This is a genomic window from Arthrobacter sp. Y3223065, assembly GCF_059090885.1.
Window position 1 is genome coordinate 72117 of sequence record NZ_JBNHGC010000004.1, and the last position, 21811, is coordinate 93927.

The 21811-nt window shown below is 68.7% G+C and carries 19 protein-coding genes; 2 read left to right on the forward strand and 17 right to left on the reverse strand.

Annotation, left to right across the window (positions count from 1 at the left end; genetic code table 11):
- The first annotated feature begins 13 nt into the window (after nucleotides 1-13).
- The gene (locus tag AC5RUK_RS12130; protein WP_494152320.1) at nucleotides 14-1141 is read left to right on the forward strand and encodes a ScyD/ScyE family protein; all 1128 of its coding nucleotides are present in this window, start codon (nucleotides 14-16) and stop codon (nucleotides 1139-1141) included.
- A gap of 114 nt (nucleotides 1142-1255) precedes the next feature.
- Here the strand turns inward: AC5RUK_RS12130 and rbfA are convergent, their stop codons facing one another.
- From rbfA to rimP, 5 genes are all read right to left on the reverse strand, one after another.
- Complete coding sequence (gene rbfA, locus AC5RUK_RS12135; RefSeq protein ID WP_493988161.1) at nucleotides 1256-1717, reverse strand: 30S ribosome-binding factor RbfA; 462 nt, start codon at nucleotides 1715-1717, stop codon at nucleotides 1256-1258.
- 83 nt (nucleotides 1718-1800) lie between these two features.
- The gene (gene infB, locus AC5RUK_RS12140; RefSeq protein WP_494152321.1) at nucleotides 1801-4626 is read right to left on the reverse strand and encodes a translation initiation factor IF-2; all 2826 of its coding nucleotides are present in this window, start codon (nucleotides 4624-4626) and stop codon (nucleotides 1801-1803) included.
- A gap of 143 nt (nucleotides 4627-4769) precedes the next feature.
- On the reverse strand, nucleotides 4770-5144 hold the full coding sequence (locus tag AC5RUK_RS12145; RefSeq protein ID WP_493988159.1) for a YlxR family protein: 375 nt from the start codon (nucleotides 5142-5144) through the stop codon (nucleotides 4770-4772).
- Between the two features lie 86 nt (nucleotides 5145-5230).
- Nucleotides 5231-6205: a transcription termination factor NusA gene (gene nusA / locus AC5RUK_RS12150; RefSeq protein WP_493988158.1), complete on the reverse strand. Its 975-nt coding sequence runs from the start codon at nucleotides 6203-6205 to the stop codon at nucleotides 5231-5233.
- A 1-nt stretch (nucleotide 6206) separates the two neighbouring features.
- Nucleotides 6207-6824 carry a ribosome maturation factor RimP gene (gene rimP / locus AC5RUK_RS12155; RefSeq protein WP_494152322.1) on the reverse strand — a complete coding sequence of 206 codons (618 nt, stop codon included), beginning with the start codon at nucleotides 6822-6824 and terminating at the stop codon, nucleotides 6207-6209.
- Between the two features lie 128 nt (nucleotides 6825-6952).
- On the opposite strand from rimP, the gene AC5RUK_RS12160 reads away from it, so the two are divergent.
- Entirely contained in the window at nucleotides 6953-8014 is a 1062-nt protein-coding gene (locus AC5RUK_RS12160) for a DUF4439 domain-containing protein (protein WP_494152323.1), read from the forward strand.
- Nucleotides 8015-8045: 31 nt separating this feature from the next.
- On the opposite strand, the gene AC5RUK_RS12165 is transcribed toward AC5RUK_RS12160, so the two are convergent.
- The 12 genes from AC5RUK_RS12165 to AC5RUK_RS12220 form a co-directional block, all read right to left on the reverse strand.
- Nucleotides 8046-8846 (reverse strand): sulfite exporter TauE/SafE family protein, encoded by an 801-nt coding sequence (locus AC5RUK_RS12165; RefSeq protein ID WP_494152324.1) that lies wholly within the window; start codon nucleotides 8844-8846, stop codon nucleotides 8046-8048.
- Nucleotides 8843-10642 carry a proline--tRNA ligase gene (locus tag AC5RUK_RS12170; RefSeq protein ID WP_494152325.1) on the reverse strand — a complete coding sequence of 600 codons (1800 nt, stop codon included), beginning with the start codon at nucleotides 10640-10642 and terminating at the stop codon, nucleotides 8843-8845. Before AC5RUK_RS12170 ends, AC5RUK_RS12165 begins: the two co-directional genes overlap by 4 nt.
- 141 nt (nucleotides 10643-10783) lie before the next feature.
- A complete protein-coding gene (locus tag AC5RUK_RS12175) occupies nucleotides 10784-11632 on the reverse strand; it encodes a GNAT family N-acetyltransferase (protein WP_494152326.1) in 849 nt (282 codons plus the stop codon).
- Nucleotides 11633-11660: 28 nt separating this feature from the next.
- Complete coding sequence (ispG, locus tag AC5RUK_RS12180; RefSeq protein ID WP_493988248.1) at nucleotides 11661-12827, reverse strand: flavodoxin-dependent (E)-4-hydroxy-3-methylbut-2-enyl-diphosphate synthase; 1167 nt, start codon at nucleotides 12825-12827, stop codon at nucleotides 11661-11663.
- Nucleotides 12828-12919: 92 nt separating this feature from the next.
- On the reverse strand, nucleotides 12920-13210 hold the full coding sequence (locus tag AC5RUK_RS12185) for a YciI family protein (RefSeq protein ID WP_494107934.1): 291 nt from the start codon (nucleotides 13208-13210) through the stop codon (nucleotides 12920-12922).
- A 117-nt stretch (nucleotides 13211-13327) separates the two neighbouring features.
- Nucleotides 13328-14917: a hypothetical protein gene (locus AC5RUK_RS12190; protein ID WP_494152327.1), complete on the reverse strand. Its 1590-nt coding sequence runs from the start codon at nucleotides 14915-14917 to the stop codon at nucleotides 13328-13330.
- Between the two features lie 355 nt (nucleotides 14918-15272).
- The gene (locus AC5RUK_RS12195; protein ID WP_494152328.1) at nucleotides 15273-16652 is read right to left on the reverse strand and encodes a M50 family metallopeptidase; all 1380 of its coding nucleotides are present in this window, start codon (nucleotides 16650-16652) and stop codon (nucleotides 15273-15275) included.
- Nucleotides 16649-17863 (reverse strand): 1-deoxy-D-xylulose-5-phosphate reductoisomerase, encoded by a 1215-nt coding sequence (gene dxr / locus AC5RUK_RS12200; protein ID WP_494152329.1) that lies wholly within the window; start codon nucleotides 17861-17863, stop codon nucleotides 16649-16651. Before dxr ends, AC5RUK_RS12195 begins: the two co-directional genes overlap by 4 nt.
- Before the next feature lie 431 nt (nucleotides 17864-18294).
- Nucleotides 18295-18690, reverse strand: a complete 396-nt coding sequence (locus AC5RUK_RS12205) for a universal stress protein (protein WP_493988148.1) — start codon at nucleotides 18688-18690, stop codon at nucleotides 18295-18297.
- Complete coding sequence (locus AC5RUK_RS12210) at nucleotides 18687-20237, reverse strand: tripartite tricarboxylate transporter permease (protein ID WP_494152330.1); 1551 nt, start codon at nucleotides 20235-20237, stop codon at nucleotides 18687-18689. The genes AC5RUK_RS12205 and AC5RUK_RS12210 overlap by 4 nt, the downstream gene beginning before the upstream one ends.
- Nucleotides 20230-20769 carry a tripartite tricarboxylate transporter TctB family protein gene (locus AC5RUK_RS12215; RefSeq protein ID WP_494107938.1) on the reverse strand — a complete coding sequence of 180 codons (540 nt, stop codon included), beginning with the start codon at nucleotides 20767-20769 and terminating at the stop codon, nucleotides 20230-20232. The genes AC5RUK_RS12210 and AC5RUK_RS12215 overlap by 8 nt, the downstream gene beginning before the upstream one ends.
- A 2-nt stretch (nucleotides 20770-20771) precedes the next feature.
- Nucleotides 20772-21779 (reverse strand): Bug family tripartite tricarboxylate transporter substrate binding protein, encoded by a 1008-nt coding sequence (locus AC5RUK_RS12220; protein WP_494107939.1) that lies wholly within the window; start codon nucleotides 21777-21779, stop codon nucleotides 20772-20774.
- Nucleotides 21780-21811 lie beyond the last annotated feature (32 nt).

Sequence of the window (21811 nt, forward strand, 5' to 3'; positions counted from 1 at the left end):
CAGGAGCTCAATTGTGAAAAAACCACCGCTGTATCTTGCCCTTCCCCTGGCGCTCGGCCTTGCGTTCGGCACTGGCCTGGCACCGGCATCGGCCCACCGGGAGAGCCCGGAGGCGCCGTCGGCGACCGTGCTTGCCGAGGGGCTGCAATCGCCGCTGAGTCTTGCCGCCGGCCGCCACGGCCTGTTTGTGACACAGAACTTCGCCGGCATCCTGAACAGGATCCCGCGCCATGGCGATCCCGAAGTCTTGTACAGCTCCGGCGGCCCCCAGGTCCAAGCCGTCTCCCTCTACAAGCACACGGTCTACTTCTCCGAAGGCACCGGTGCCGGCGGCATGGACGGCCTGCCGAACGTGCAGTGGATCAAGTCCCTGGACCGGCACGACCACAAGGCCACGCCGAAGAAGATCGCGGACGTGGCAGCCTATGAGGCGAAGCGCAACCCGGACGGCCGCGTCACCTATGGCTTCCGCCATGTGGAGGACCAGCAGTGCCTGGATAAGATTCCGGAGGGAATCCCGGCCAAGTACAAGGGCAACGTTGACTCCAACGCCTATGCCACGGCCGCCAACAGGCACAGCATCTACGTCGCCGACGCCGGCGGCAACGCCATCCTAAAGGTCGACAAGCACAGCAAGCGGGTCAGCACCGTCGCGGTGCTGCCTCCGGTTTCCTTCAGGGTGACCGCTGAGCTGGCGGCAGGCATGGGCCTGCCGGACTGCGTGGTCGGCCAGAAGTACTATCTGGAGCCGGTGCCCACGGATGTGGAGTTTGGCCGGCACGGCTGGCTGTACGTCACCTCGCTGCCGGGCGGACCCGAAGACGGGAGCATCGGCGCGCTCGGGCGCGTCTACAAGGTCCATGCCCACACCGGCGAGGTCGTGCAGCTGGCCGATGGCCTGTCCGGCGCCACCAACCTGGCTGTCAGCTCACGCGGTGACATCTATATTGCCGAGATGTTCGGCAACGAGATCTCCGTGCTGAAGAGGGGCCACCACGAGGTGGAAACGTTCTTTGAGACCACTGCCCCCGGTGCGCTGGAGATCCGCGGCGACCGGCTCTACGCGACGACGAATGCGCTGCCTGACTTCACCGGGAAGACACCGCCCGCCGGCAAGGTCATCAAGATCCACCTGCGCTGATCCCCGACTGCCGGCACAAAGAAACGGTGGGCCACCTGCGCACAGCAGGTGGCCCACCGTCTTGGTGCAGCGGTCGTCAAGCCGTGCAGCGGTCGTTACGCCGCGCAGCAGCCGTTATTCCGGACGCGCTCCGCGGCCGGATTCGTCCTCGTCCTCGTCTTCGGGCTTGCGGTACGGATCCTCTTCCCCGGCGAAGGCGGCGCCTTCGGCCAATGCCGCCACCTCGGCGTCCTTGGCCTTCGCGGCCCGCAAGAGCTCCTCCAGGTGGCTGGCGTTCACCGGAATCTCATCCGGAACGAATTCCAGCGTGGGCGTAAGCCGGGCGGTGATGTTCCGACCCACTTCCGCCCGCAGGACGCCCTTGGCTGACTCGAGTGCCTTGCGGGTGCCGTCCTGCTCTTCGGCGTCGCCGAACACCGTGTAGTAGACGGTGGCGTGCTGCAGGTCGTTGGTCACCCGGGCGTCGGTGATGGTCACGAATCCCAAGCGGGGATCCTTGACCCGGCGCTCGAGCGCCTGGGCCACCACAACTTTGATCCGGTCGGCCATCTTGGCGGCGCGTGCTGGGTCTGCCATGACCCCTCCTCAATTCTCGTGTTGATGGCGGAACAGCGGGCGCCCGGCGGCGATGCCACCGGACGCCCGCTGCAAGCCGACTGCTAGACGCGCGGCTTTTCGCGCATTTCGAAGGTCTCGATGATGTCGCCTTCCTTGAGGTCGTTGAACGACCCAAGTCCGATACCACATTCGAATCCTTCGCGGACCTCGGTCGCGTCGTCCTTGAACCGCTTGAGCGAGTCAACGGTGAGGTTCTCGCCGATGACCTTGCCCTCGCGGGTGACACGTGCCTTGGTATTGCGGCGGATCGTGCCCGAGCGGACGATGGAGCCGGCGATATTTCCGAACTTGGACGAACGGAAGATCTCGCGGATTTCGGCGGTGCCCAGCTGTGCCTCTTCGTACTCCGGCTTCAGCATGCCCTTCAGCGCGAGCTCGATGTCATCGATCGCCGCGTAGATGACCGAGTAGAAGCGCATGTCCACGCCCTCGCGGTCGGCCAGTTCGGCCACACGCTCGGCCGGCTTCACGTTGAAGCCGATGATGATGGCGTTGTCCACGGTGGCCAGGTTGACGTCGTTCTGCGTGATGGCACCGACACCCCGGTGGATAACGCGCAGCTGGACATCCTCGCCCACATCGATCTTGAGCAGCGAGTCTTCCAGCGCCTCCACGGCACCGGACACGTCGCCCTTGAGGATGAGGTTGAGGGTGTCGACCTTGCCCTCGGCCACGGCCTTGTCGAAGTCCTCGAGGCTGATGCGCTTGCGGCGCTTGGCCAGCGCAGCGTTGCGGTCCGCGGCTTCGCGCTTCTCGGCGATCTGGCGGGCGGTTCGCTCGTCGTCGGTCACCAGGAAGGTGTCGCCGGCGCGCGGGACGGTGGACAGACCCAGCACCTGGACCGGACGCGACGGTTCGGCCTCGGTGACGGATGCGCCGTCCTCATCGAACATGGCACGCACGCGGCCGTGGGCGCTGCCGGTGACGATGGCGTCGCCCACCCGCAGCGTTCCGGACTGGACCAGTACGGTCGCCACGGCGCCGCGGCCCTTGTCCAGGTTTGCCTCGATTGCGATGCCGCGGGCGTCCTTGTTCGGGTTGGCCCGCAGGTCCAGGGCAGCGTCAGCCGTCAGCAGCACGGCCGCGAGGAGATCCTCGATGTGCAGGCCCTCGCGTGCCGATACGTCCACGAACATGGTGTCGCCGCCGTATTCCTCCGGGACCAGGCCGTACTCGGTCAGCTGGCCGCGGATCTTCTCCGGGTTGGCGCCTTCCTTGTCGATCTTGTTCACGGCGACGACGATCGGCACGCCGGCCGCCTGCGCGTGGTTCAGTGCTTCCACGGTCTGCGGCATGACGCCGTCGTCCGCGGCCACCACCAGGATGGCGATGTCGGTCACCTTCGCACCACGGGCACGCATGGCGGTGAACGCCTCGTGGCCCGGGGTGTCGATGAAGGTGATCTTCCGGTCCCGGTCATCGTGCTGGAAGTCGATCTGGTAGGCGCCGATGTGCTGGGTAATGCCGCCGTGCTCGCCTTCGCCCACGCGGGTGTTGCGGATGGCATCCAGCAGGCGGGTCTTACCGTGGTCCACGTGGCCCATGACCGTCACGACGGCCGGGCGCCGCTCCAGGTCATCTTCGCCCTCGGCCTCAAGTTCTGCGTCAAGGTCGATGTCGAACGAGTCGAGCAGTTCGCGCTCTTCGTCCTCGGGGGAGACAACCTGGATCTTGTAGCCCAGTTCAACGCCCAGCAGCTCGAAGGTGTCTTCGTCCAGCGACTGCGTGGCAGTGGCCATCTCACCGAGGTGGAACAGCACGGTCACCAGCGCGGCCGGGTTCGCCTCGATCTTGTCGGCGAAGTCAGTGATGGAGGAGCCGCGGCGCAGCCGGACAACGGTGCTGCCGTCGCCGCGGGGTACCGAGACACCGCCCAGCGACGGTGCGCTCATCTGCTCCAGTTCCTGGCGCTTGGCGCGCTTGGACTTGCGCTGCTTGCCGCGGCCGGCGCCTCCCTTGCCGAAGGCACCCTGGGTGCCGCCGCGTCCGCGGCCGCCCTTGCCGAAACCACCGCCGGCCGCCGGCGGTCCGCCGGCCCCGGGGCGGGCCGGAGCTCCCGGACGTCCGGGAGCGCCGCCGCCGCGGCCGGCCGGAGCCGGTCGCTCAGTGCGGTTGGGCATCATGCCCGGAGTAGGCCGGGCAGCGCCGGGACGCGGTGCACCGGGACGAGGTGCGCCTGGCCGCGCGGGAGCACCCGGACGCGGTGCAGCTCCGGGACGCGGTGCGGCAGGACGGGGACCGCCCTGGCCGGCTGCCGGAGGACGCGGGCCGCCCGGACGCGGCATTCCCTGCGAGGTTGCAAACGGGTTGTTGCCCGGACGCGGTGCACGCTCCGTGTCGCGGTCGCCGCGGCCACGGGGCATGCCCTGCGAAGTAGCGAAGGGGTTGTTGCCGGGGCGCGGGCCACCGGGGCGCGGAGCACCCGGCCGTGCGGCGGCGGGACCGCCGGGCCGCGGAGCTGCAGATCCCGGCTTGGCAGCCGGTGCTTCTGCACGCTTCGGGGCTTCGGCCGCCTCCGCAGCCGGAGCCGCCGGAGCAGCCGGGGCCGCCGGAGCAGCCGGGGCGGCAGGCGACGGCTTGGCGGCTTCCGCGGCCGGAGCCGGTTCTGCCGCCGGGGCGGCCGGCGCTGCGCTCGGAGCGGGCTTCGCTCCCGGCTTGGGCGCTGCCTTGGGCGCTGTCTTGGGGGCCGCCTGCTCACCCTTGGGGGCGGCGGCGGGGAACGCGTCGCGAAGCTTCTTCACGACGGGTGCCTCAATGGTCGATGACGCTGAGCGGACGAATTCGCCCAACTCCTGCAGTTTGGATACTGCATCTTTCGAGGTAATACCGAGCTCTTTTGCCAGCTCGTGTACGCGGACCTTGGCCACATTTCTCCTGTCTCGGTCCGCACGAGGCAGGTCTGCCGGGCACGAACCGTCTATTTCTTGCTGCGGCTTTCAGCAGAAAGGGCTGAAACGCCGCGGGCGGAGCACAATGAAGTACTCATCACTTGGCACTCATCGGGTTTCCATCAGTTTTCTGACCCGCTTTCAGGTTGGACGGTTGGGGTGACAGGGCCGGCCGCGGTGGCCGCCTCGTCGTCAGCACGGAACAGGTGTGCAACAGCGCTGCTGTCGACAGTGGCCCGGAAGGCCCTGCCGAAGGCACGCCGTTTCAGTGCCAGCTCCATACATTCCGGTTCGCGGTGCATCCAGGCACCGCGTCCGGGCCTGCGGCGGGCCGGATCGACGACGACGGTGGGAACACCGCCGACCTCCTCGACTGCCAGCCGCAGCAGAACGGCCTGGTCTTCCCGGCGCCGGCAGCCTATGCAGGTCCGCTGGGGCGGCGTGGCCGCCTGGGCGCGCGCCTGCATGGGCTTTTGACTGTCGGGAAACCCGGCCATGGATATTCTACCGCTTCCAGTGCCCAGCCAACGAACCGGGCGTGTTGCAGGCTCGCAGCCTGGCATGGTCTTCGCTTCTGCAGGCGCTATCCCGCCATGGCCGCGTCGGACACGATGTCGATCCGCCAGCCCGTCAGTTTTGCCGCCAGCCGGGCGTTTTGCCCTTCCTTGCCGATCGCCAGCGAGAGCTGGTAATCCGGCACCACGACCCGGGCGGAACGGGTTTCCGCGTCGGTAATGGTCACGGAGCTGACCCGCGACGGCGACAGCGCACTGGCGATGAACGTCGCCGGATCCTCGCTGAAGTCGACGATGTCGATCTTCTCGTCGTGCAGCTCGGTCATGACGGCCCGGACGCGGGAACCCATCTCGCCGATGCAGGCACCCTTGGCATTCAGTCCGGGCACGTTGGCCTTGACGGCGATCTTCGTCCGGTGGCCGGCCTCCCGCGCAAGGGCAACAATCTCCACGCTCTTGTCCGCGATTTCGGGTACTTCCAGCTCGAAGAGCTTGCGCACCAACCCCGGATGGGAACGGGACAGCGTGATCGAGGGGCCCTTCATGCCGCGGTGGACATCCACCACATAGGCGCGCAGGCGCGTGCCGTGGACGTAGCTCTCCCCCGGAACCTGTTCGGGCGGCGGCAGCAGTGCCTCCACCGTGCCAAGGTCCACCTGGACCATATGGGGGTTGTGGCCCTGCTGGATCAAGCCGGAGACCAGCTCGCCCTCCTTGCCGCGGAACGCGCCCAGGACGTTGTCGTCTTCGGCGTCGCGCAGCCGCTGCAGGATGATCTGGCGTGCCGTGCTGGCGGCGATCCGGCCAAACCCGGTGGGCGTGTCGTCGAACTCGCCGATGACGGTGCCGTCGTCGTCCACCTCGGCTGCCCAGATGGTGACGTGGCCGCTTTTGCGGTCCAGCTCGGCCCGGGCCTGGTCAATCGAGCCGGGGGACTTGTGATAGGCCACCAGCAGGGCCTGCTCGATCGTGGGGATCAGCAGGTCCAGCGGAATTTCGCGTTCGCGCTCAAGCAGCCGCAGGGCGCTCATATCGATATCCATCTCAGGCCTCCTCCTCGTTCTCCAGCTCGCCGTCGGCGTCGGCTGCAGTCGTGTCTTCGTCCGCCGGGGCAAATTCCACTTCGACCTTGCCGGAGCGGATGTTCGCAAAGTCCAGCTGGACCGGTTCGCCCGGACGGGGTTTCATGCCCTTCTTCGGCGCTTCTTCCGGCCGCACCGTCACGCCGCCCTCGCGGACCTGAAGCAGGCGGCCGGAAATGTCTTCCCCCGCCACCAGCTTGACCTTGACCAGCCTGCCCACGTTCCGGCGCCAGTGGCGCAGCTGGGTCAGCGGCCGGCTGAGCCCCGGCGAGGACACCTCCAGGCTGTAGGCCCGGCCGTCGTCCCGCGGATCCTCATCCAGCGTCTTGGAGAGGGCCTGCGACACTTCGGCGATGGCATCGAGCCCCACACCGCCGGTCTGGTCCTCGGGGAGATCCACGATGACATGGACGGTGCGCTGTGATCCGGCGTAGCGGATTTCCACATCCTCAAGGAACAACTCGTGCGCGGCCACGGACGGTTCCAGCAGCTCTTTCAGGCGTGCGGCCTCCGCGGACGTGTCGGTACCGGATGTCCCTCCGGTAGTGGGCACGCCGCTGTGATCGCGCCGCTGGGCCATGCTGCCTCCCTGTCTTGGTAAGTCTGTCTTCTAGACTAGCGACTTTACCGTGACAGGTGGCCTCCCCGCCGCCAGTACCGGCTGCCGCCGGTGCAGCGGAGGCCGAACCCGTGACATCATCTTCAGTTGTGGGATCTACTTCGAGGCGCCGCGGCGGCAAGCAGGCCGCGCCATCCCGGGCGTGGCGCCGGGCGCCGCTACTGTTGCTCACCGCGGCGATCGTGGTCAGCACCGGCACCGTGGTGGCGAGCATCACCGAGCCCGTCCCGCCCCCGAGCACCACAGAGCAGGCCCGCCTTGACGCCGTGGCGGGCCTGGAGGGCCTGGCGTCGGCCTTCGAGGAGCACGACGACGACGGCGCCTCCCCCACCGCCGACCTGCTCCGGACCCAGGCGGACCTGCTGAAGCTGACCACGTCCTGGCCATCCGGATCCCCTGCCGCGCCTGGCACCGCCGCACCGTCTTCCGCCGCCGCCTCCGCCAGCGGCTCACCGCAAGCCGTGCCGCCACCCGGTCCCGGGGACCTGGCCGCGCTGGCCGGCGACCTGCTCGCCGACGCCCAGGAGACGGACCCCGGGCTCGCCCGGCTGCTGGCCTCGATCGGCTCCGCCGTCTTCGCCCAGGCGCAGGCGTTGGCCGGCGGGACGGAAGTAGTTGCGCCGTGGGACGCTCCGGAGAAACCGCTGGCGGCCGCCAGTTGCCCCGGCACGTCCGCCCCGGCGAAAGGCGGGCTCGAGTCGGCAACGGCCGGCGCGCCCACGACGGCGGAGGCCATGGCCGCCGTCGTCCGCAGCCACGAACGCCTGGCGTACGCCTATGAGACGGTGCTGCCGCGCCTCGCCGGCGCCGAACGCGGGGCTGCTGCCGAACGCCTGACGGCGCATTCCGACGCCGCCGGGAACTGGCGGGCGGTGGCGGCCGCCGAATGCCTGGACCTGCCGTTGCCGGAGCCGGCGTATGCCCTGGGCAGCGACTTCGCGGCCGATCCGCTGCCCGCGCTGCAGGACGCCGAGAAGGCCGCCCTCAGCCCGCTGGCCGACCTGGTCGCGCTCAGCAGCGGCAGCGTGCGGCAGCATGCGGTGTCCGGCCTCGCCGCCGCCACGGCGGAGTTGGCGGCCTCCACCGGCGTCGTGCCGCCGGCCCCGGGACTGGACGACGAACTGCCGGCCGCGCCTGCCACCGCCTCGTGAGGGCGGGCATCGGACCGCCCTCGATGTGGGCTCAGCGGCCCAGCACGTTCTCCTGCAGCACGTCGTAGCCAAGCTTGAGGATCAGGGCCGCGACCACTATCAGGAAGACCACCCGGATGAACTTGCTTCCTTGTGAGACGGCCATCCGCGCACCGACATAGCCGCCGGCCATGTTTGCGACGCCCAGCACCAGCCCGAGCCCCCACAGCAGCGCTCCGCTGGGCAGGAAAAAGGCCAAGGCGCCCAGGTTGGTGGCCATGTTGACGATCTTGGCCTTCGCGCTGGCGGCCAGGAAGTTGTAGCCGAGCAGCGCCACCATCGCGATGATCAGGAACGACCCGGTACCCGGACCGATCAAGCCGTCGTAGAAGCCGATGACCAGGCCGATTGCGGCCGCCGTGCCCAGGTGCCGGGCACCCTTGTACCTCAGCTTGGTCAAGGAACCTGCCGTCGGGCGGAGCGCGGTGAAGACGGCTACCGCGATCAGCGCGACGACGATGATCGGCTTGAACACCTCGGCGGGGAGCACGGTGGCCACGATGGCCCCGCCGAAGCTACCGGCCAGCGCGATGCCGGCCATCGGCAGGGCGGTTTTCAGGTCCGGGTGCGCCCTGCGGTAATAGGTGACCGCGCTGGTGGTGGTGCCGAAGATGGAGCCCATCTTGTTGGTGGCCAGTGCCTGCACGGGGCTGATCCCGGGGATCAGCAGCAGCACCGGCAACTGGAGCAGGCCGCCGCCGCCCACCACGGCGTCCACCCAGCCGGCGGCGAAGCCACCCACTACCACGAGGGCGAGGGTGGCCAGCTGCAGTTCCTCGAGTCCGGAGCTCACCTCCCGGCCAGTGCCGCCAACTGCGCCGCCGCCTCGACCAGGGGCACGTTTTCGGCTTGGCCGGTGGCCCTGTCCTTGATTTCGACGACGCCGTCGGCCAGCCCGCGGCCGACCACCACTATGGTGGGCACGCCGATGAGTTCCGCGTCGGAGAACTTCACGCCCGGGGAGACCTTGGGCCGGTCGTCGTAGATGACCTCGACCCCGGCGCCGGACAGTTCCTCGGCCAGCTTGTTGGCCGCCTCAAAAATCTCCGTGCCCTTTCCGGTGGCGACAATGTGGACATCGGCCGGGGCCACGTTGCGCGGCCAGGTCAGGCCCTTGTCGTCGTGGTAGGCCTCGGCCAGAGCGGCCACCGCGCGCGTGACGCCCACACCGTAGGAACCCATGGTCACCGTGGCCAGTTTGCCGTTGCGGTCCAGCACCTGCAGTCCCAGCGCCTCGGCATATTTGCGGCCAAGCTGGAAGATGTGGCCCATTTCGATGCCGCGGGCAGCCTCCAAGGGACCGGAGCCGTCGGGAGCGGGGTCGCCTTCACGGACCTCGACCGACTCGACGACACCGTCCCAGCCGAAGTCGCGGCCGGCCACCAGGCCGAACACGTGCTTGCCGTCCTCGTTCGCGCCGGTGATCCAGCGCGTTCCTGGTACCACCCGGGGATCCACGAGGTAGAGCAGGCCGGTGACTGACTCGGTCCCGAGGACCGCGGCATCCAGGCTCTCGCCGGGACCGATGTAGCCCCTGACCAGGCCCGGATGCTTCTTCAGGTCTTCCTCGGTGGCTGCCTCGACCTCGACTTCGCCGCCGATCGGGAGGAAGGCACCGATGTTCGCCTCGACGCGCTTGAGGTCGACGGCGCGGTCGCCCGGTACGCCAAGGACCACCAGGCTCCGCTCTCCGGTGGGCAGCTTGATGGCCAGGACGACGTTCTTCAGCGTGTCTGCGGCGGTCCACTCCCCGTCCGCGCGCGGTGCCAGCTGGTTGGCCGCGGCCACCAGGGTATCGATGGTCGGGGTGTCCGGGGTGTCCTTGACCTCGGCAGGCGGGGCATCGGCGTAGTCCACCGGATCCGGAGCTACCGTGGTGACGGCCTCCACGTTGGCGGCGTAGCCACCGGGCGAACGCACGAAGGTGTCCTCGCCGACCTCGGTGGGATGCAGGAACTCCTCGCTCTTTGACCCGCCCATGGCGCCCGAGGTGGCCTTGACCGTCACGACTTCCAGGCCCAGGCGCTTGAAGATCCGCAGGTAGGCGCGGCGGTGCGCGTCATAGCTGACGTCCAGGCCCTCGTCGTCGATGTCGAAGGAATAGGAGTCCTTCATGATGAACTCGCGGCCGCGCAGCAACCCGGCGCGCGGGCGGGCCTCGTCACGGTACTTGTTCTGGATTTGGTACAGCGTCACCGGCAGGTCCTTGTACGAGGAGTACAGATCCTTGACCAGCAGGGTGAACATTTCCTCGTGCGTGGGGGCCAACAGGTAGTCGGCACCCTTGCGGTCCTGCAGGCGGAACAATCCGTCGCCGTACTCGGTCCAGCGATTGGTTGCCTCGTACGGCTCGCGCGGCAGCAGCGCCGGGAAATGGACTTCCTGGGCGCCGATGGCGTTCATTTCCTCGCGGACAACTGCCTCCACCTTGGCCAGCACCTTCAAGCCCAGCGGCAGCCAGGAATAGATGCCGGGGGCGGCGCGGCGGATGTAACCGGCGCGCACCAGCAGCTTGTGGCTGGCAACTTCGGCATCGACCGGGTCATCGCGCAGGGTGCGCAGGAACATGCTGGACAGGCGAAGAACCACTGCAGGAATCCGTTTCTCAAGGGTTGGGCCGGCAGCGGCCCGCGAAATCAACTGCCTTCTAATCTACTGGCTTCGCGCGCGTGCCAGCGACAGGCCGCGGGGCCGGTCGGCAGCGGCCAACGGGGACGCCGCCGGCCCGCCCTAGAACAAGACGGTGGCGAAGGTGCCGACCTGCCGGAAGCCGACCGCGGCATAGGCGGCCATGGCTCGATGGTTGTAATCGTTGACGTACAGGCTGGCTACCGGCGCGTACTTTCGGGACAGCTCGACGACGGCGGCCATGCAGCCGGCCGCCAGCCCCCGGCCACGGTAGGCGGGGTTCACCCACACGCCCTGGATCTGTACCGCGTCGGCGCTGACGTTGCCCAGCTCTGCCTTGAAGACGACCTCCCCCTGGTCGTCCCGGCGGACCAGCGAGTGTCCCTTCCCAATCAGGGTGGCCACGCGCTGCCGGTAGTGCTGGCCGCCGCCGATCAGCGGCGAGTACCCGACTTCTTCCTCGAACATCGCCACGCAGGCGGGCACCAGCACGTCAAAATCGTCGTCGGTGGAGAACCGCACCTGCGGGTCGGCGGCCACCGCGGGGGTTCCGCGCAACTCCATCAGGGGCTGGTTGGGCCGGACGTCGAAGGCCCGCGGATGGGCGTGCCGGAACGAAGACCAGATGCCGAGCACGCCTTCTGCCGGCCCGAAGATCGAGGACATGCGCCGCCCGCCGGCGGCCAGATGGGCGCCCAGCCGTGCGCCCTGTTCGGCATCCAGCCCGGACGGGACCACATTCACGCCGGCCCAACAGGCTCCGGTTAGGACGCCGTCGTCGTACATTCCCAGGATCTGGGCACCGGACGGGGTGGGGCCGGCGGTGCCGGCGGACTCCAGATGGGCGGCGAGGAAGACGTTGGCTACCGGATCGGCGCGCACCAGCTCCCACAGCTCGCCGGTATCCGCATGCTCCAGCGGCCGTATTCCGGCATGCTGATCGGCGGGCACGGCAGCTGCCGCACCCGCCGTGTCACGGCTAGCTGACGTTAACCACGGGGCTACCCTTGACAGCATTCTCGCCATCGGAGTCACCCATTTCCTCGGCAATCCTTAGTGCTTCTTCAATCAGCGTTTCCACGATCTGGTCTTCCGGAACGGTCTTGATGACCTGGCCCTTCACGAAGATCTGGCCCTTTCCGTTTCCGGAGGCCACACCGAGGTCGGCTTCGCGGGCTTCGCCCGGTCCGTTGACCACGCAGCCCATCACGGCGACCCGCAGCGGCACCTCCATGCCTTCGAGCCCCGCGGTGACTTCGTCCGCCAGCTTGTACACGTCGACCTGTGCGCGCCCGCAGGAGGGGCAGGAAACGATTTCGAGTTTGCGTTCCCGCAGGTTCAGCGACTGCAGAATCTGCAGGCCGACCTTGATCTCTTCCACCGGCGGGGCGGACAGGGAGACGCGGATGGTGTCCCCGATCCCCCGCGAGAGCAGCGCCCCGAAGGCGGTGGCGGACTTGATGGTGCCCTGGAAGGCGGGACCGGCCTCGGTGACACCGAGGTGCAGCGGCCAGTCGCCGCGTTCGGCCAGCAGCTCGTAGGCGCGGACCATGACCACCGGGTCGTTGTGCTTGACCGAGATCTTGAAGTCGTGGAAGTCGTGTTCTTCGAACAGCGAGGCCTCCCAGACGGCGGATTCCACCAGCGCCTCCGGAGTCGCCTTGCCGTACTTCTGCATCAGCCGCGGGTCCAGCGAACCGGCGTTGACGCCGATCCGGATGGATGTGCCGGCGGCCTTCGCGGCCTCGGCGATCTCCTTGACCTGGTCGTCGAACTTGCGGATGTTGCCCGGATTCACGCGGACGGCGGCGCAGCCGGCATCGATCGCGGCAAAGACGTACTTGGGCTGGAAGTGGATGTCCGCGATCACCGGGATCTGGGACTTCTTGGCGATGATCGGCAGGGCCTCGGCGTCGTCCGCGCTGGGGCAGGCCACCCGGACAATGTCGCAACCGGAGGCCGTCAGTTCGGCAATCTGCTGCAGCGTGGCATTGATGTCCGTGGTGGGCGTGGTGGTCATCGACTGCACGCTGATGGGCGATTCCGACCCGACCCCGACGGACCCGACCTTGATCTGCCGGGTCTTGCGGCGCGGCGCCAGGACTGGCGGTGGTGAAGCTGGCATTCCAAGATTGACCGAGGTCAAAACGTCCTCCATGTGCCGGTAGGCAGTTGCTGATCAGGTTTCATTATCCCCTTCCCGCACGGCCTTGGCACATGCTGCGGGAGTGGGATGGATCATGCGTGGTCGGCGAACGCCCCGGTGACCGGCTTCCAGTCGGTGACTTTCAGGCCGGAAACGAAGTTGTTGACGTTGAACGGATCCTGCTTCAGCTCCTCCAGCAGGCTGGCTTCGTCCTCGGCGGTGAAGATCAGCAGCGCACCGGTGCCGTCGGCATAGGGGCCGGAGGCCAGCAGGCGGCCCCGGTCCACGAAGCCACCCAGCCAGGCGCGGTGGGCGGGACGGTACTCGTCCCGGCCGGACTCGGAATCGGCGGCGTAGACGTATTCGACGGCAAAGACACTCATGGTCTTCACCTTACCCGCCGGCGGATGCGGGCGGGCTATCGGGAGCCCGCCTGTGGATGGGGCGGGGCATAGGTAGCCAGCCGGTGGATACGGGCGGGCTATCGGCAGGAGGCGGGGCTATTGGTAGGAAACGAACCACGGGGCCGGCTTCACGCCGGTGTAGGTGCGCTCCGGGCTGAAGGTCGGGGTGTCTTCGTCGTAGAAGTTCTTCCAACCCATCCAGATGTTCTTCGGCAGGTCCTCCCGGAGCACGCGCCAGGTGTCCAGTTTTTGTCCGGGTTCGCCGTGGCCGTCGGCGTGCAGCACCAGGGCGAGCTCCTCGTGGCCGGTGTCCAGCTTCTGGCGGTCCGAAATCATCTGGTACTGGAACTGGTGCAGGATCAGCACCTTCTGGGGCAGGGAGTTCTTCCGGGTGAGTTTCGCCAGCCAGTCGCTGACCTGGTTGATCTCGGCAGCGGAGACCGAGCCGATCTGCTCCATGTGCCGCTGCCCCTTGCCCAGCCGCCATTCCGGGTCCAGGGCCAGGCCGACGTGCGGTTCCTTCAGCAGGTCCTCATAGATTTTGGCCTGGGTGAGGAAGTCCGACCGCCCCGGCTGCAGGTCCAGCACCACGTACACCCCCGCCTCGCCGGCGGCATCAATCCAGGGGCGCAACTCGTCCGGATCGGTCTCCTCCGAATAGTCGCCGTCCTTTCCGGCCGAGGCACTGGCAACCGTGGCGATGATCTCGAACGCCGGGACCACCGGTTCCTTGCTGTGCGGTTGGTACTGCTTGGCGAGTTTCTTCACGCGCGTCACCGCCGCCTTGGCATCCTGCTCGCCGAGTGCGCCGAGGGCGGGCCCGGAGGGGTGCCCGTACAGCGCCACCATCCGCCGGGACGGGAAGGCGAACTGCCCGCCGCCGGGCAGTTCCGGCACGGTCAGCGCTGCCGTGGTCCGGCGGGCGAAGGTGTCGCCGTTGCCAAACGCTTCGCCGACGGCGAGCACGCGGTTGTCGGGCTCCTTGCGCAGGAAATCGATGGTTTCGCCGCTCCGCCGCGGGTCTGCGTGCGGGTCCTGGAAGACCCGGGCGCCGGCCGCCTCCACGACGGCCAGGGTTGCGGGATAGTCCTGCCCGCCGTCCTTGCCCATCAACACCGACACGGCCGCAAGCTCCTCCGGACGCTCGGGCGCCTCGACGTCCCCGTCCGGGGGGAGGATTTCCGCGTCCGCCAGCAGCGGGGCCCAGGCCTCGATGCCGCGGTCCGGTTCGGTGTCCGACACGGTCGAGGCGGTGTTCCGGGCGGCGGAGCCGGCAGCGTTCGAGGCGGAGGGCTCCGCCGCGGAGCCGGCCTCCGGCGCTGCGCTCGGGGAGTCGGCCGGCTCGGCGGGCGGCTGGCCGAAAGCCTTGACCCGGCGGACGCCGAGCCGCTTCAGCTCTTCGGCCAGCCCGTCTCCGGCCAACAGCAGCGGCACGCCCATCGGCACCGACTCGGCAGCCGCGGCAGCGATGGCGTTGGCATCGTCCGGCGGTGCGACGAACGCCACGGGGCTGGAATCAAACAACGCCTGGCTGGCGGCCAGCGATGCTTCGCCGTCGGAGCCGGCGAGCACCTGCGGATCTGCGGCTCCCGCCCTCAACTGCACGCGGTCCGGGGCCTCCGCCGAGGCTTCCGATGATTGCGGACCCTGCGCTTCGCCCGGCGCGGTGCAACCGGCAAGCGCCACAGCGGCCGCCATGACAGCGGCGGCGCCGGTCCTGAACCAGGTCCTGCGGCGCATCGTCTCCGCCCGGGCAGTGCCCCTAAGGCTCGCTGCGGTACGGACTGTCCGCGGTGCCGTGCTCACGGGTTGTGGCTCCCTTCGCCGGTTTCGGCCAGTCTAACCACGGGGACCGGCGGGGTTCCAACCTTCGCACGGCGTGCCGCGCACGCGGGCATGCATCGCCGTCGTGCCGGGTCAGGGAGGCGGCGGTTCGCCGGGCTTCCACCGTTCGGACGGCGTGCCGCGCACGCAGGTGCGCACCGCCGTCGTGCCGGATCAGGGAGGCGGCGGTTCGCCGGGGCGCCGCCACGGCGCCGAGTCAGCCGAAAATGTTGACCGGTTTGACGATGTCCGCGTAGATCAGCAGCGCGCCCATGCCCATCAGCACCACGGCCACCACGTAGGTCAGCGGGAGCAGTTTGGCGATGTCCACCGGTCCCGGATCCGGGCGGCGGAACAGCTTGGCGACGCCGCGGCGGATGGCTTCCCATAGCGCACCGGCCACGTGCCCGCCGTCCAAGGGCAGCAGCGGGATCAGGTTGAACACGAACAGCGCCAAGTTGACCGAGCCGACCAACCCGATCAGCGATGCCGCCCGCGCCTCGAAGGGAATCTCGTCCATCGCGCTGATCTCGCCGGCGATCCGGCCCACGCCCACCACGCTCATCGGCCCGTTCGGGTCGCGCGGAGCAACGCTGAAGGCGGCTTCGGCCACATCGGCCAGCCGCTGCGGCAGATGGAGCACCACGCCGGTGATCGCCTGCAGGTTCTCCCCCACGGCCGGGAGCACGTCGCCGGCCGGCTGCGGCACCAGGGCGGTGGTGGCGCCCATCCCCACGAAACCTGCCTGCTCCGTCACCGGCTCGCCGTTGGCGTCCAGCAGCGGTTGCCCGACGTCGTCGTACACCGGACGTTCGGTGAGGATCGGGGTGATGGTGGTGGTGATTTCCCTGCCGTCGCGCAGCAGCGTGATCGGCGTCTCCTCCCCCGCTGCGTCCCGGATCCAGGCAGTCAGCTGGTACCAGTCGGTGACCGGTTTCCCGGCGAAGGCGACGACGGTATCCCCCGGCCGGATCCCGGCCGCCGTGGCCGGAGCTTCGGGATCACTGGGCAGGCAGTCGGTCTGGCCGGTTTCGGCGGCCTGCGACGCCGGGACCACGCATTTATTGACCTGGGCAATGGTGGTGGTGGCCTGGGCGGAGCCGAAGCCGACCAGCACGATGCCGATCAGCACCGTGCCGATGACCAGGTTCACGAACGGTCCGCCGAGCATGATGATGATCCGCTTCCAGACCGGCAGTTTGTAGAACATCCGGTTCCCGTCGCCGGGCTGCAGCCGCTCGGCTTCGGCCTGCCGGGCGTCGTCGGCCAGTTGCTGGAACATGCCGGTGCTGGACCGGCGGACCGCGCCGCCGCTGCCGCCGTCGCCGCTGCTGCCGCCGCTGTCGCCGCTGGCCTTGGCCGGCGGGTACATGCCGATCATCGAGACGTAGCCGCCGAGCGGGATGGCCTTGACGCCGTATTCGGTCTCGCCGCGCCGACGGGAAAAGAGGGTCTTGCCGAAGCCGACCATGTACTGGGTGACCCGTACCTTGAACAGCTTGGCGGGCAGCAGATGGCCCACCTCGTGCAGGGCGATGGACACGGCGATGCCGACGGCCACGAACAGGACGCCGAGAATGAAAAGCAAGATGGTCACAACATAGCCAAACGTTCGTGGGCCCGCGAGCGTGCCCAGTCCTCTGCGGCCAGCACGGCGGCAACGGTCAGTTCGCCGGAGGGCGCGTGTTCGTCCACCACGGCAGCCACCGTTTCCACGATCTCGTCGAAGCGGATCCGGCCGTCGTGGAAGGCGTCGACGGCTTCTTCGTTGGCCGCGTTGTAGACGGCCATGAAGGTCGCGCCGCGGCCGGCCGCCTCCTTGGCCAGCCGCACCGCGCCGAAGACCTCCTCGTCCAGCGGCTCGAAGGTCCAGCTGGTGGCCCGGCTCCAGTCACACGGCTGCGCGGCGCCCGGCACCCGCTCCGGCCAGCCCATGCCGAGGGCGATCGGCAGGCGCATGTCCGGCGGCGAGGCCTGCGCGATGGTGGACCCGTCGGTGAACTGCACCATCGAGTGCACCACCGACTGCGGGTGCACCACCACGTCGATCCGCTCCAGCGGGACGTCGAAGAGCAGGTGGGCTTCGATGACTTCCAGCGCCTTGTTGACCATGGTGGCCGAATTGGTGGTGACCATCCGGCCCATGTCCCAGGTGGGGTGGGCCAGCGCCTGCGCCGGGGTGACGTCGCGCAACTCATCTCGGCTGAAGCCGCGGAACGGGCCGCCGGAGGCGGTGACGATCAGCCGTTCCACTTCGGCGGCCGTGCCCGCCCGGAGCGCCTGGGCCAGCGCCGAGTGTTCCGAATCCACCGGCACGATCTGCCCGGGCCGCGCGGCTTGCTTGACCAGCGGCCCGCCGACAATCAGGGACTCCTTGTTGGCCAGTGCCAGCAAATGTCCGGCCCCCAGCGCGGCCAGCGTGGGGGCCAGTCCAATGGACCCGGTAATGCCGTTAAGCACGACGTCGGCGTCCGGCCACGCGGCGATTTGTGCGGCTGCGTCGGGGCCTGCGAAGAGCTCGGGTGAGTAGCCGGAAATGCCGGCGTCCGCCGCGGCGGCCTTGACCGCAGTCGCCAGGTCATCCACCGTTCCGGCGGCGATTCCGACGGCCTGGGCCCGGGTGTGGACCGCCTGTCGGGCCGCCAGTTCCACGTTGCCGCCGGCGGCGAGCGCCGTGACCTCGAAGCGTTCCGGGGCGGCGTCCACGACGTCGATCGCCTGGGTGCCGATCGAACCGGTGGAACCCAGCAGCACTACCTTGCGCCGGTCGGAAAGCGGGGCGGCGGGGGGCGGATCTCGGAACTCCATGCGCTCAATTATCCAGCACCGGCGGTCCGCCCGCCGAGCACGGGCTGCGTGGCGTCCAAGTTACCCCCTGTCTTCGAGATCACCGGTTATACGGGGTGATCTCGAAGCCATCCCCCGACCTGGTAGCGAGATCACCGACCTGGTGGCGAGATCACCCTCCACGGCGGGTTATTTCGACGACAACCCCTGGCCGCGCTCCCGGCGCGCTCCCCGGCCGCGCGGGACATGGCACCGGGTACAGGGAAAAACCGCCGGGACAGGGTTCGTGCGCCCTGCCCCGGCAGCGGAACCCTGCCCCGGTGAATCCGGTCCTCAACGATTGCGGCTCCCGGCGGGCGTGGGATAGACGCAGGCGATAGGGGCTGCCCTGCGGCGCTCCGCCCGGTGAGCCCGGCGTCGCCGACCGCGGCGGGTCCAGACGCCGGCACCGGCTACCCCTGCTTCACCGCCAGCACGTTGCAGGACGCGCCCAGCAGAATGGTTTGCGCCGTGGAACCCATGACCAGCTTGCCCACCGGCGTGCGGTTGCGCACACCGATGACAATCAGGTCCGCCCCGGACTCTTCGGCGGCGTCGAGCACGTCGTCGGCGGCCAGTCCGTCCGAGATGCCGTGCCTGATGCTGAAGGTCACGCCGGCCCCGGACAGGACCGATTCCAGCCGGGAGACGTCGGCGGCGTCCGCATAGGTTGGGTCCACCAGCCGGTCTGCCCGGGTGGTGTTGACCACCAGCAGCTCCGCCGAACGGCGGCCGGCCTCGTCGATCGCGGCGGCCAGTGCGGCGTCGCCCAAGGCGTTGGGAACATACCCCACCACTATCGTGGTCATGCGCTGACCTCCTTGCCTTGCGGATTGTCGTCGTCGAGCAGCGCCGATTCCATCAGTCGCTGGCGCTTCTTCAGCCAGAAGGACAGCACGAAGATGACGACCAGCGCGATGTAGATGCCGGCGGAGATCGGGGTGGACACCAACGCCATCGGGTCGCCCTGGGAGATGGCCAGCGAACGCCGCAGCTGGCTCTCGAAGATCGGCCCCAGGATCATGCCCACCACGAGCGGGGCAATCGGGTAGCCGTACCGGCGCATGAAGAAGCCCAGCACGCCCACCACCAGCAGCACGAACACGTCCACCGGGGTGAAGTTCACCGAGAACGCGCCCATGGCCGCGAAGACCAGGATGCCGGCGTAGAGGTACGGCCGCGGGATCTGCAGGATCTTCACCCAGATACCCACCAGCGGCAGGTTCAGCACCAGCAGCATCAGGTTGCCCACGTAGAGGCTGGCAATCAGTGCCCAGACCAGGGCACCCTCGACCTCGAACAGCAGCGGCCCGGGCTGGATGTTGTAGCGCTGGAACGCCACCAGCATCATCGCCGCCGTCGCCGTCGTCGGAATGCCCAGCGTCAGCAGCGGGACCAGCACGCCGGCCGCGGCCGCGTTGTTGGCCGACTCGGGCCCGGCCACGCCTTCGATGGCCCCGCGCCCGAATTGCTTCTTGCGCGCGCCCCTGGCCAGTTTCTTCTCGGACGCGTAGGACAGGAAGGTGGCCACGTCGGCGCCGCCGGCCGGCATGGTGCCGATCGGGAAGCCGATGAACGTCCCCCGCAGCCACGGCTTCCAGGACCGCCTCCAGTCCTCCTTCTTCATCCACGACGTCCAGCCCCCGGTCACCGGGATGACCTTGACGGGCCCGTGCCGCAGCCGGGACGCCACATACAGCGCCTCGCCCAGTGCGAACAGGCCCACGGCCACCAGCACCACGTCGATCCCGTCCGCCAGGAAGGGGCTGCCGAAGGTGTAGCGCTGCTGGCCGGTCATCAGGTCCACGCCCATGAACGCCATGAACAGTCCCAGCCCCAGCGAGGCCAGGCCGCGCAGCACCGAGGCGCCCAGCAGCGCGCCGACGGTTAGGAACGCCACGACCATCAGGGCGACGTACTCCACCGGGCCGATCTGCACGGCGAAAGCGGCCACATAGGGCGCCACGAAACTCAGCAGCACCGTGGCGACCGTGCCGGCAATGAAGGAGCCGAGCGCCGCCGTCGCCAGCGCCGCGGCACCGCGGCCGGCTTTGGCCATCCGGTTGCCCTCGAGCGCGGTGACGATGGAGGCCGATTCACCCGGCGTATTCAGCAGGATCGAGGTGGTCGAACCGCCGTACATGCCGCCGTAGTAGATGCCGGCGAAAACGATGATCGCCGCCGTCGGCTCGAGGCTGTACGTGATCGGCATCAGCAGGGCAACGGTCATCGCCGGCCCGATACCCGGCAGCACGCCCACCGCCGTTCCGACCAGCACGCCGCCCAGGGCGTACAGCAGGTAGATCGGCTGCATCGCCACGGAAAAGCCCTCCAGGAGGGCGTAGAAGTTATCCATTCAGGAATGGCACCCCTTCGAGCACGCCGGCAGGCAGCGAGACGCCGAGGAGCCCGGCGAACGCGAACTGCAGCAGCAGCGCCATGACTACCCCGACCACGGCCGCACGCCACAGCGGCTTGGCGCCGAGCGCCCATGCGGCGCCGACGAACAGCACCGCCGCGGCAACCGGCCAGCCCAGCGGCACGATCAAGAAAATATGGACGACGACGGCGCCCGCCATCTTGGCGACGGTCAGCCAGTCCGTCTTGACATTTGGATCGATGTCTTCGCCCTCTTCGGCCTCGCCGGTGACGCCGCGAAGCAACTGCACGATCAGCCCGGCACCGACGGCCACCAGCAGTCCGGAGACGATGTAGGGCAGCGCCCGGGGCCCGATGTCGCTGGCCGCGTCGGGCGTCTGGATCCCTGCCCCGGCCACGAAGCCGACGATCCCGATGCTCAGGATCACGGCCGCGAAGATTATTTCTCCGAGCGGCTTGCCCGGGGCGGCAGTGCCGCCCCGGACCGCTCCAGTAGTGGAAGAGGCCATGATTACTTCACGAGACCGATATCCGTCAGGGTTGCGGTGACGGTCTTGATGTCCTCCGTCAGGAAGCTGGCGAATTCGTCGCCGGCCAGGAAGGCGTCCCCCCAGTTGTTGGTGGACAGGGTCTCCTTCCACGCATCGGTGCCGTGCAGTTCGGTCATCAGCGCCGTGAGCTTCTCCGCCTGGGCATCGTCGATGGACCCGGGAGCCACGACGCCGCGCCAGTTGGTGAGCACCACGTCCACGCCCTGTTCCTTCAGCGGCTTGACCTCGGGCAGCTGCGGCGCGGCCTCCGGACCGGAGACCGCCAAGGCACGCAGCTTGCCGGCCTTGACCTGCTCCGCGTACTCGCCCACCCCGGAAATGCCGGCCGAGACCTTGTTGCCCAGCAGCGCCGCCAGCGATTCCCCGCCACCGGAGTACGGGATGTAGTTCAGGCTGTCGGCGCCGATTCCGGCTTCCTTCAGCATCAGGCCGGCCAGGATGTGGTCCGCGCCGCCGGCGGAACCGCCGGTGATGGAGACGCCCTTGCCCTTGGCCTTGACGTCGGCGATCAGGTCGTCGATCGTCTGGTACGGCGAGTCGGCGGGAACAACGACGACGAGCGGCTCTTCGGTGAGCCGGGCGATCGGCGTGGTGTCTTCGATCCGATTCTTCGACTTGTTGGTTTCCACGGCCCCGACCATGACGTACCCCATCACCATCAGGGTGTCCGGGTTCTGTTCGGTGGCAAGCTTCGCCAGCCCGTTGGTGCCGCCGGCGCCGCCGATGTTGACCACCGAGGCGCTGGAAACCAGGTCGTTCTCCTGCAGATCCTTCTGGATGGCGCGGCCGGTCTGGTCCCAGCCGCCGCCCGGGTCTGCCGGGACAATGATGTTGAGCTTGTCGATGCCGGCTTCTTCGGCACCGCCACCGCCGCCACCAGTGGAGCCGCAGGCGGCCAGGACCAGGGCGGATGCTGCCGCGGCGGCCACCAGGGCCGAACGGCGTCTCATCGTACGGTCGAGCTTCATGTGGGTTCTTCCTCCTCCAGCCGGCGTGATGG

Excerpts from the sequence above, each read along its gene's own strand:
- rbfA (WP_493988161.1), bottom strand. The coding sequence starts at position 1,717 with ATGGCAGACCCAGCACGCGCCGCCAAGATGGCCGACCGGATCAAAGTT.
- AC5RUK_RS12145 (WP_493988159.1), bottom strand. The coding sequence starts at position 5,144 with ATGGCCGGGTTTCCCGACAGTCAAAAGCCCATGCAGGCGCGCGCCCAG.
- nusA (WP_493988158.1), bottom strand. The coding sequence starts at position 6,205 with ATGGATATCGATATGAGCGCCCTGCGGCTGCTTGAGCGCGAACGCGAA.
- rimP (WP_494152322.1), bottom strand. The coding sequence starts at position 6,824 with ATGGCCCAGCGGCGCGATCACAGCGGCGTGCCCACTACCGGAGGGACA.
- AC5RUK_RS12185 (WP_494107934.1), bottom strand. The coding sequence starts at position 13,210 with ATGAGTGTCTTTGCCGTCGAATACGTCTACGCCGCCGATTCCGAGTCC.
- dxr (WP_494152329.1), bottom strand. The coding sequence starts at position 17,863 with ATGGAGTTCCGAGATCCGCCCCCCGCCGCCCCGCTTTCCGACCGGCGC.
- AC5RUK_RS12205 (WP_493988148.1), bottom strand. The coding sequence starts at position 18,690 with ATGACCACGATAGTGGTGGGGTATGTTCCCAACGCCTTGGGCGACGCC.
- AC5RUK_RS12210 (WP_494152330.1), bottom strand. The coding sequence starts at position 20,237 with ATGGATAACTTCTACGCCCTCCTGGAGGGCTTTTCCGTGGCGATGCAG.
- AC5RUK_RS12215 (WP_494107938.1), bottom strand. The coding sequence starts at position 20,769 with ATGGCCTCTTCCACTACTGGAGCGGTCCGGGGCGGCACTGCCGCCCCG.
- AC5RUK_RS12220 (WP_494107939.1), bottom strand. The coding sequence starts at position 21,779 with ATGAAGCTCGACCGTACGATGAGACGCCGTTCGGCCCTGGTGGCCGCC.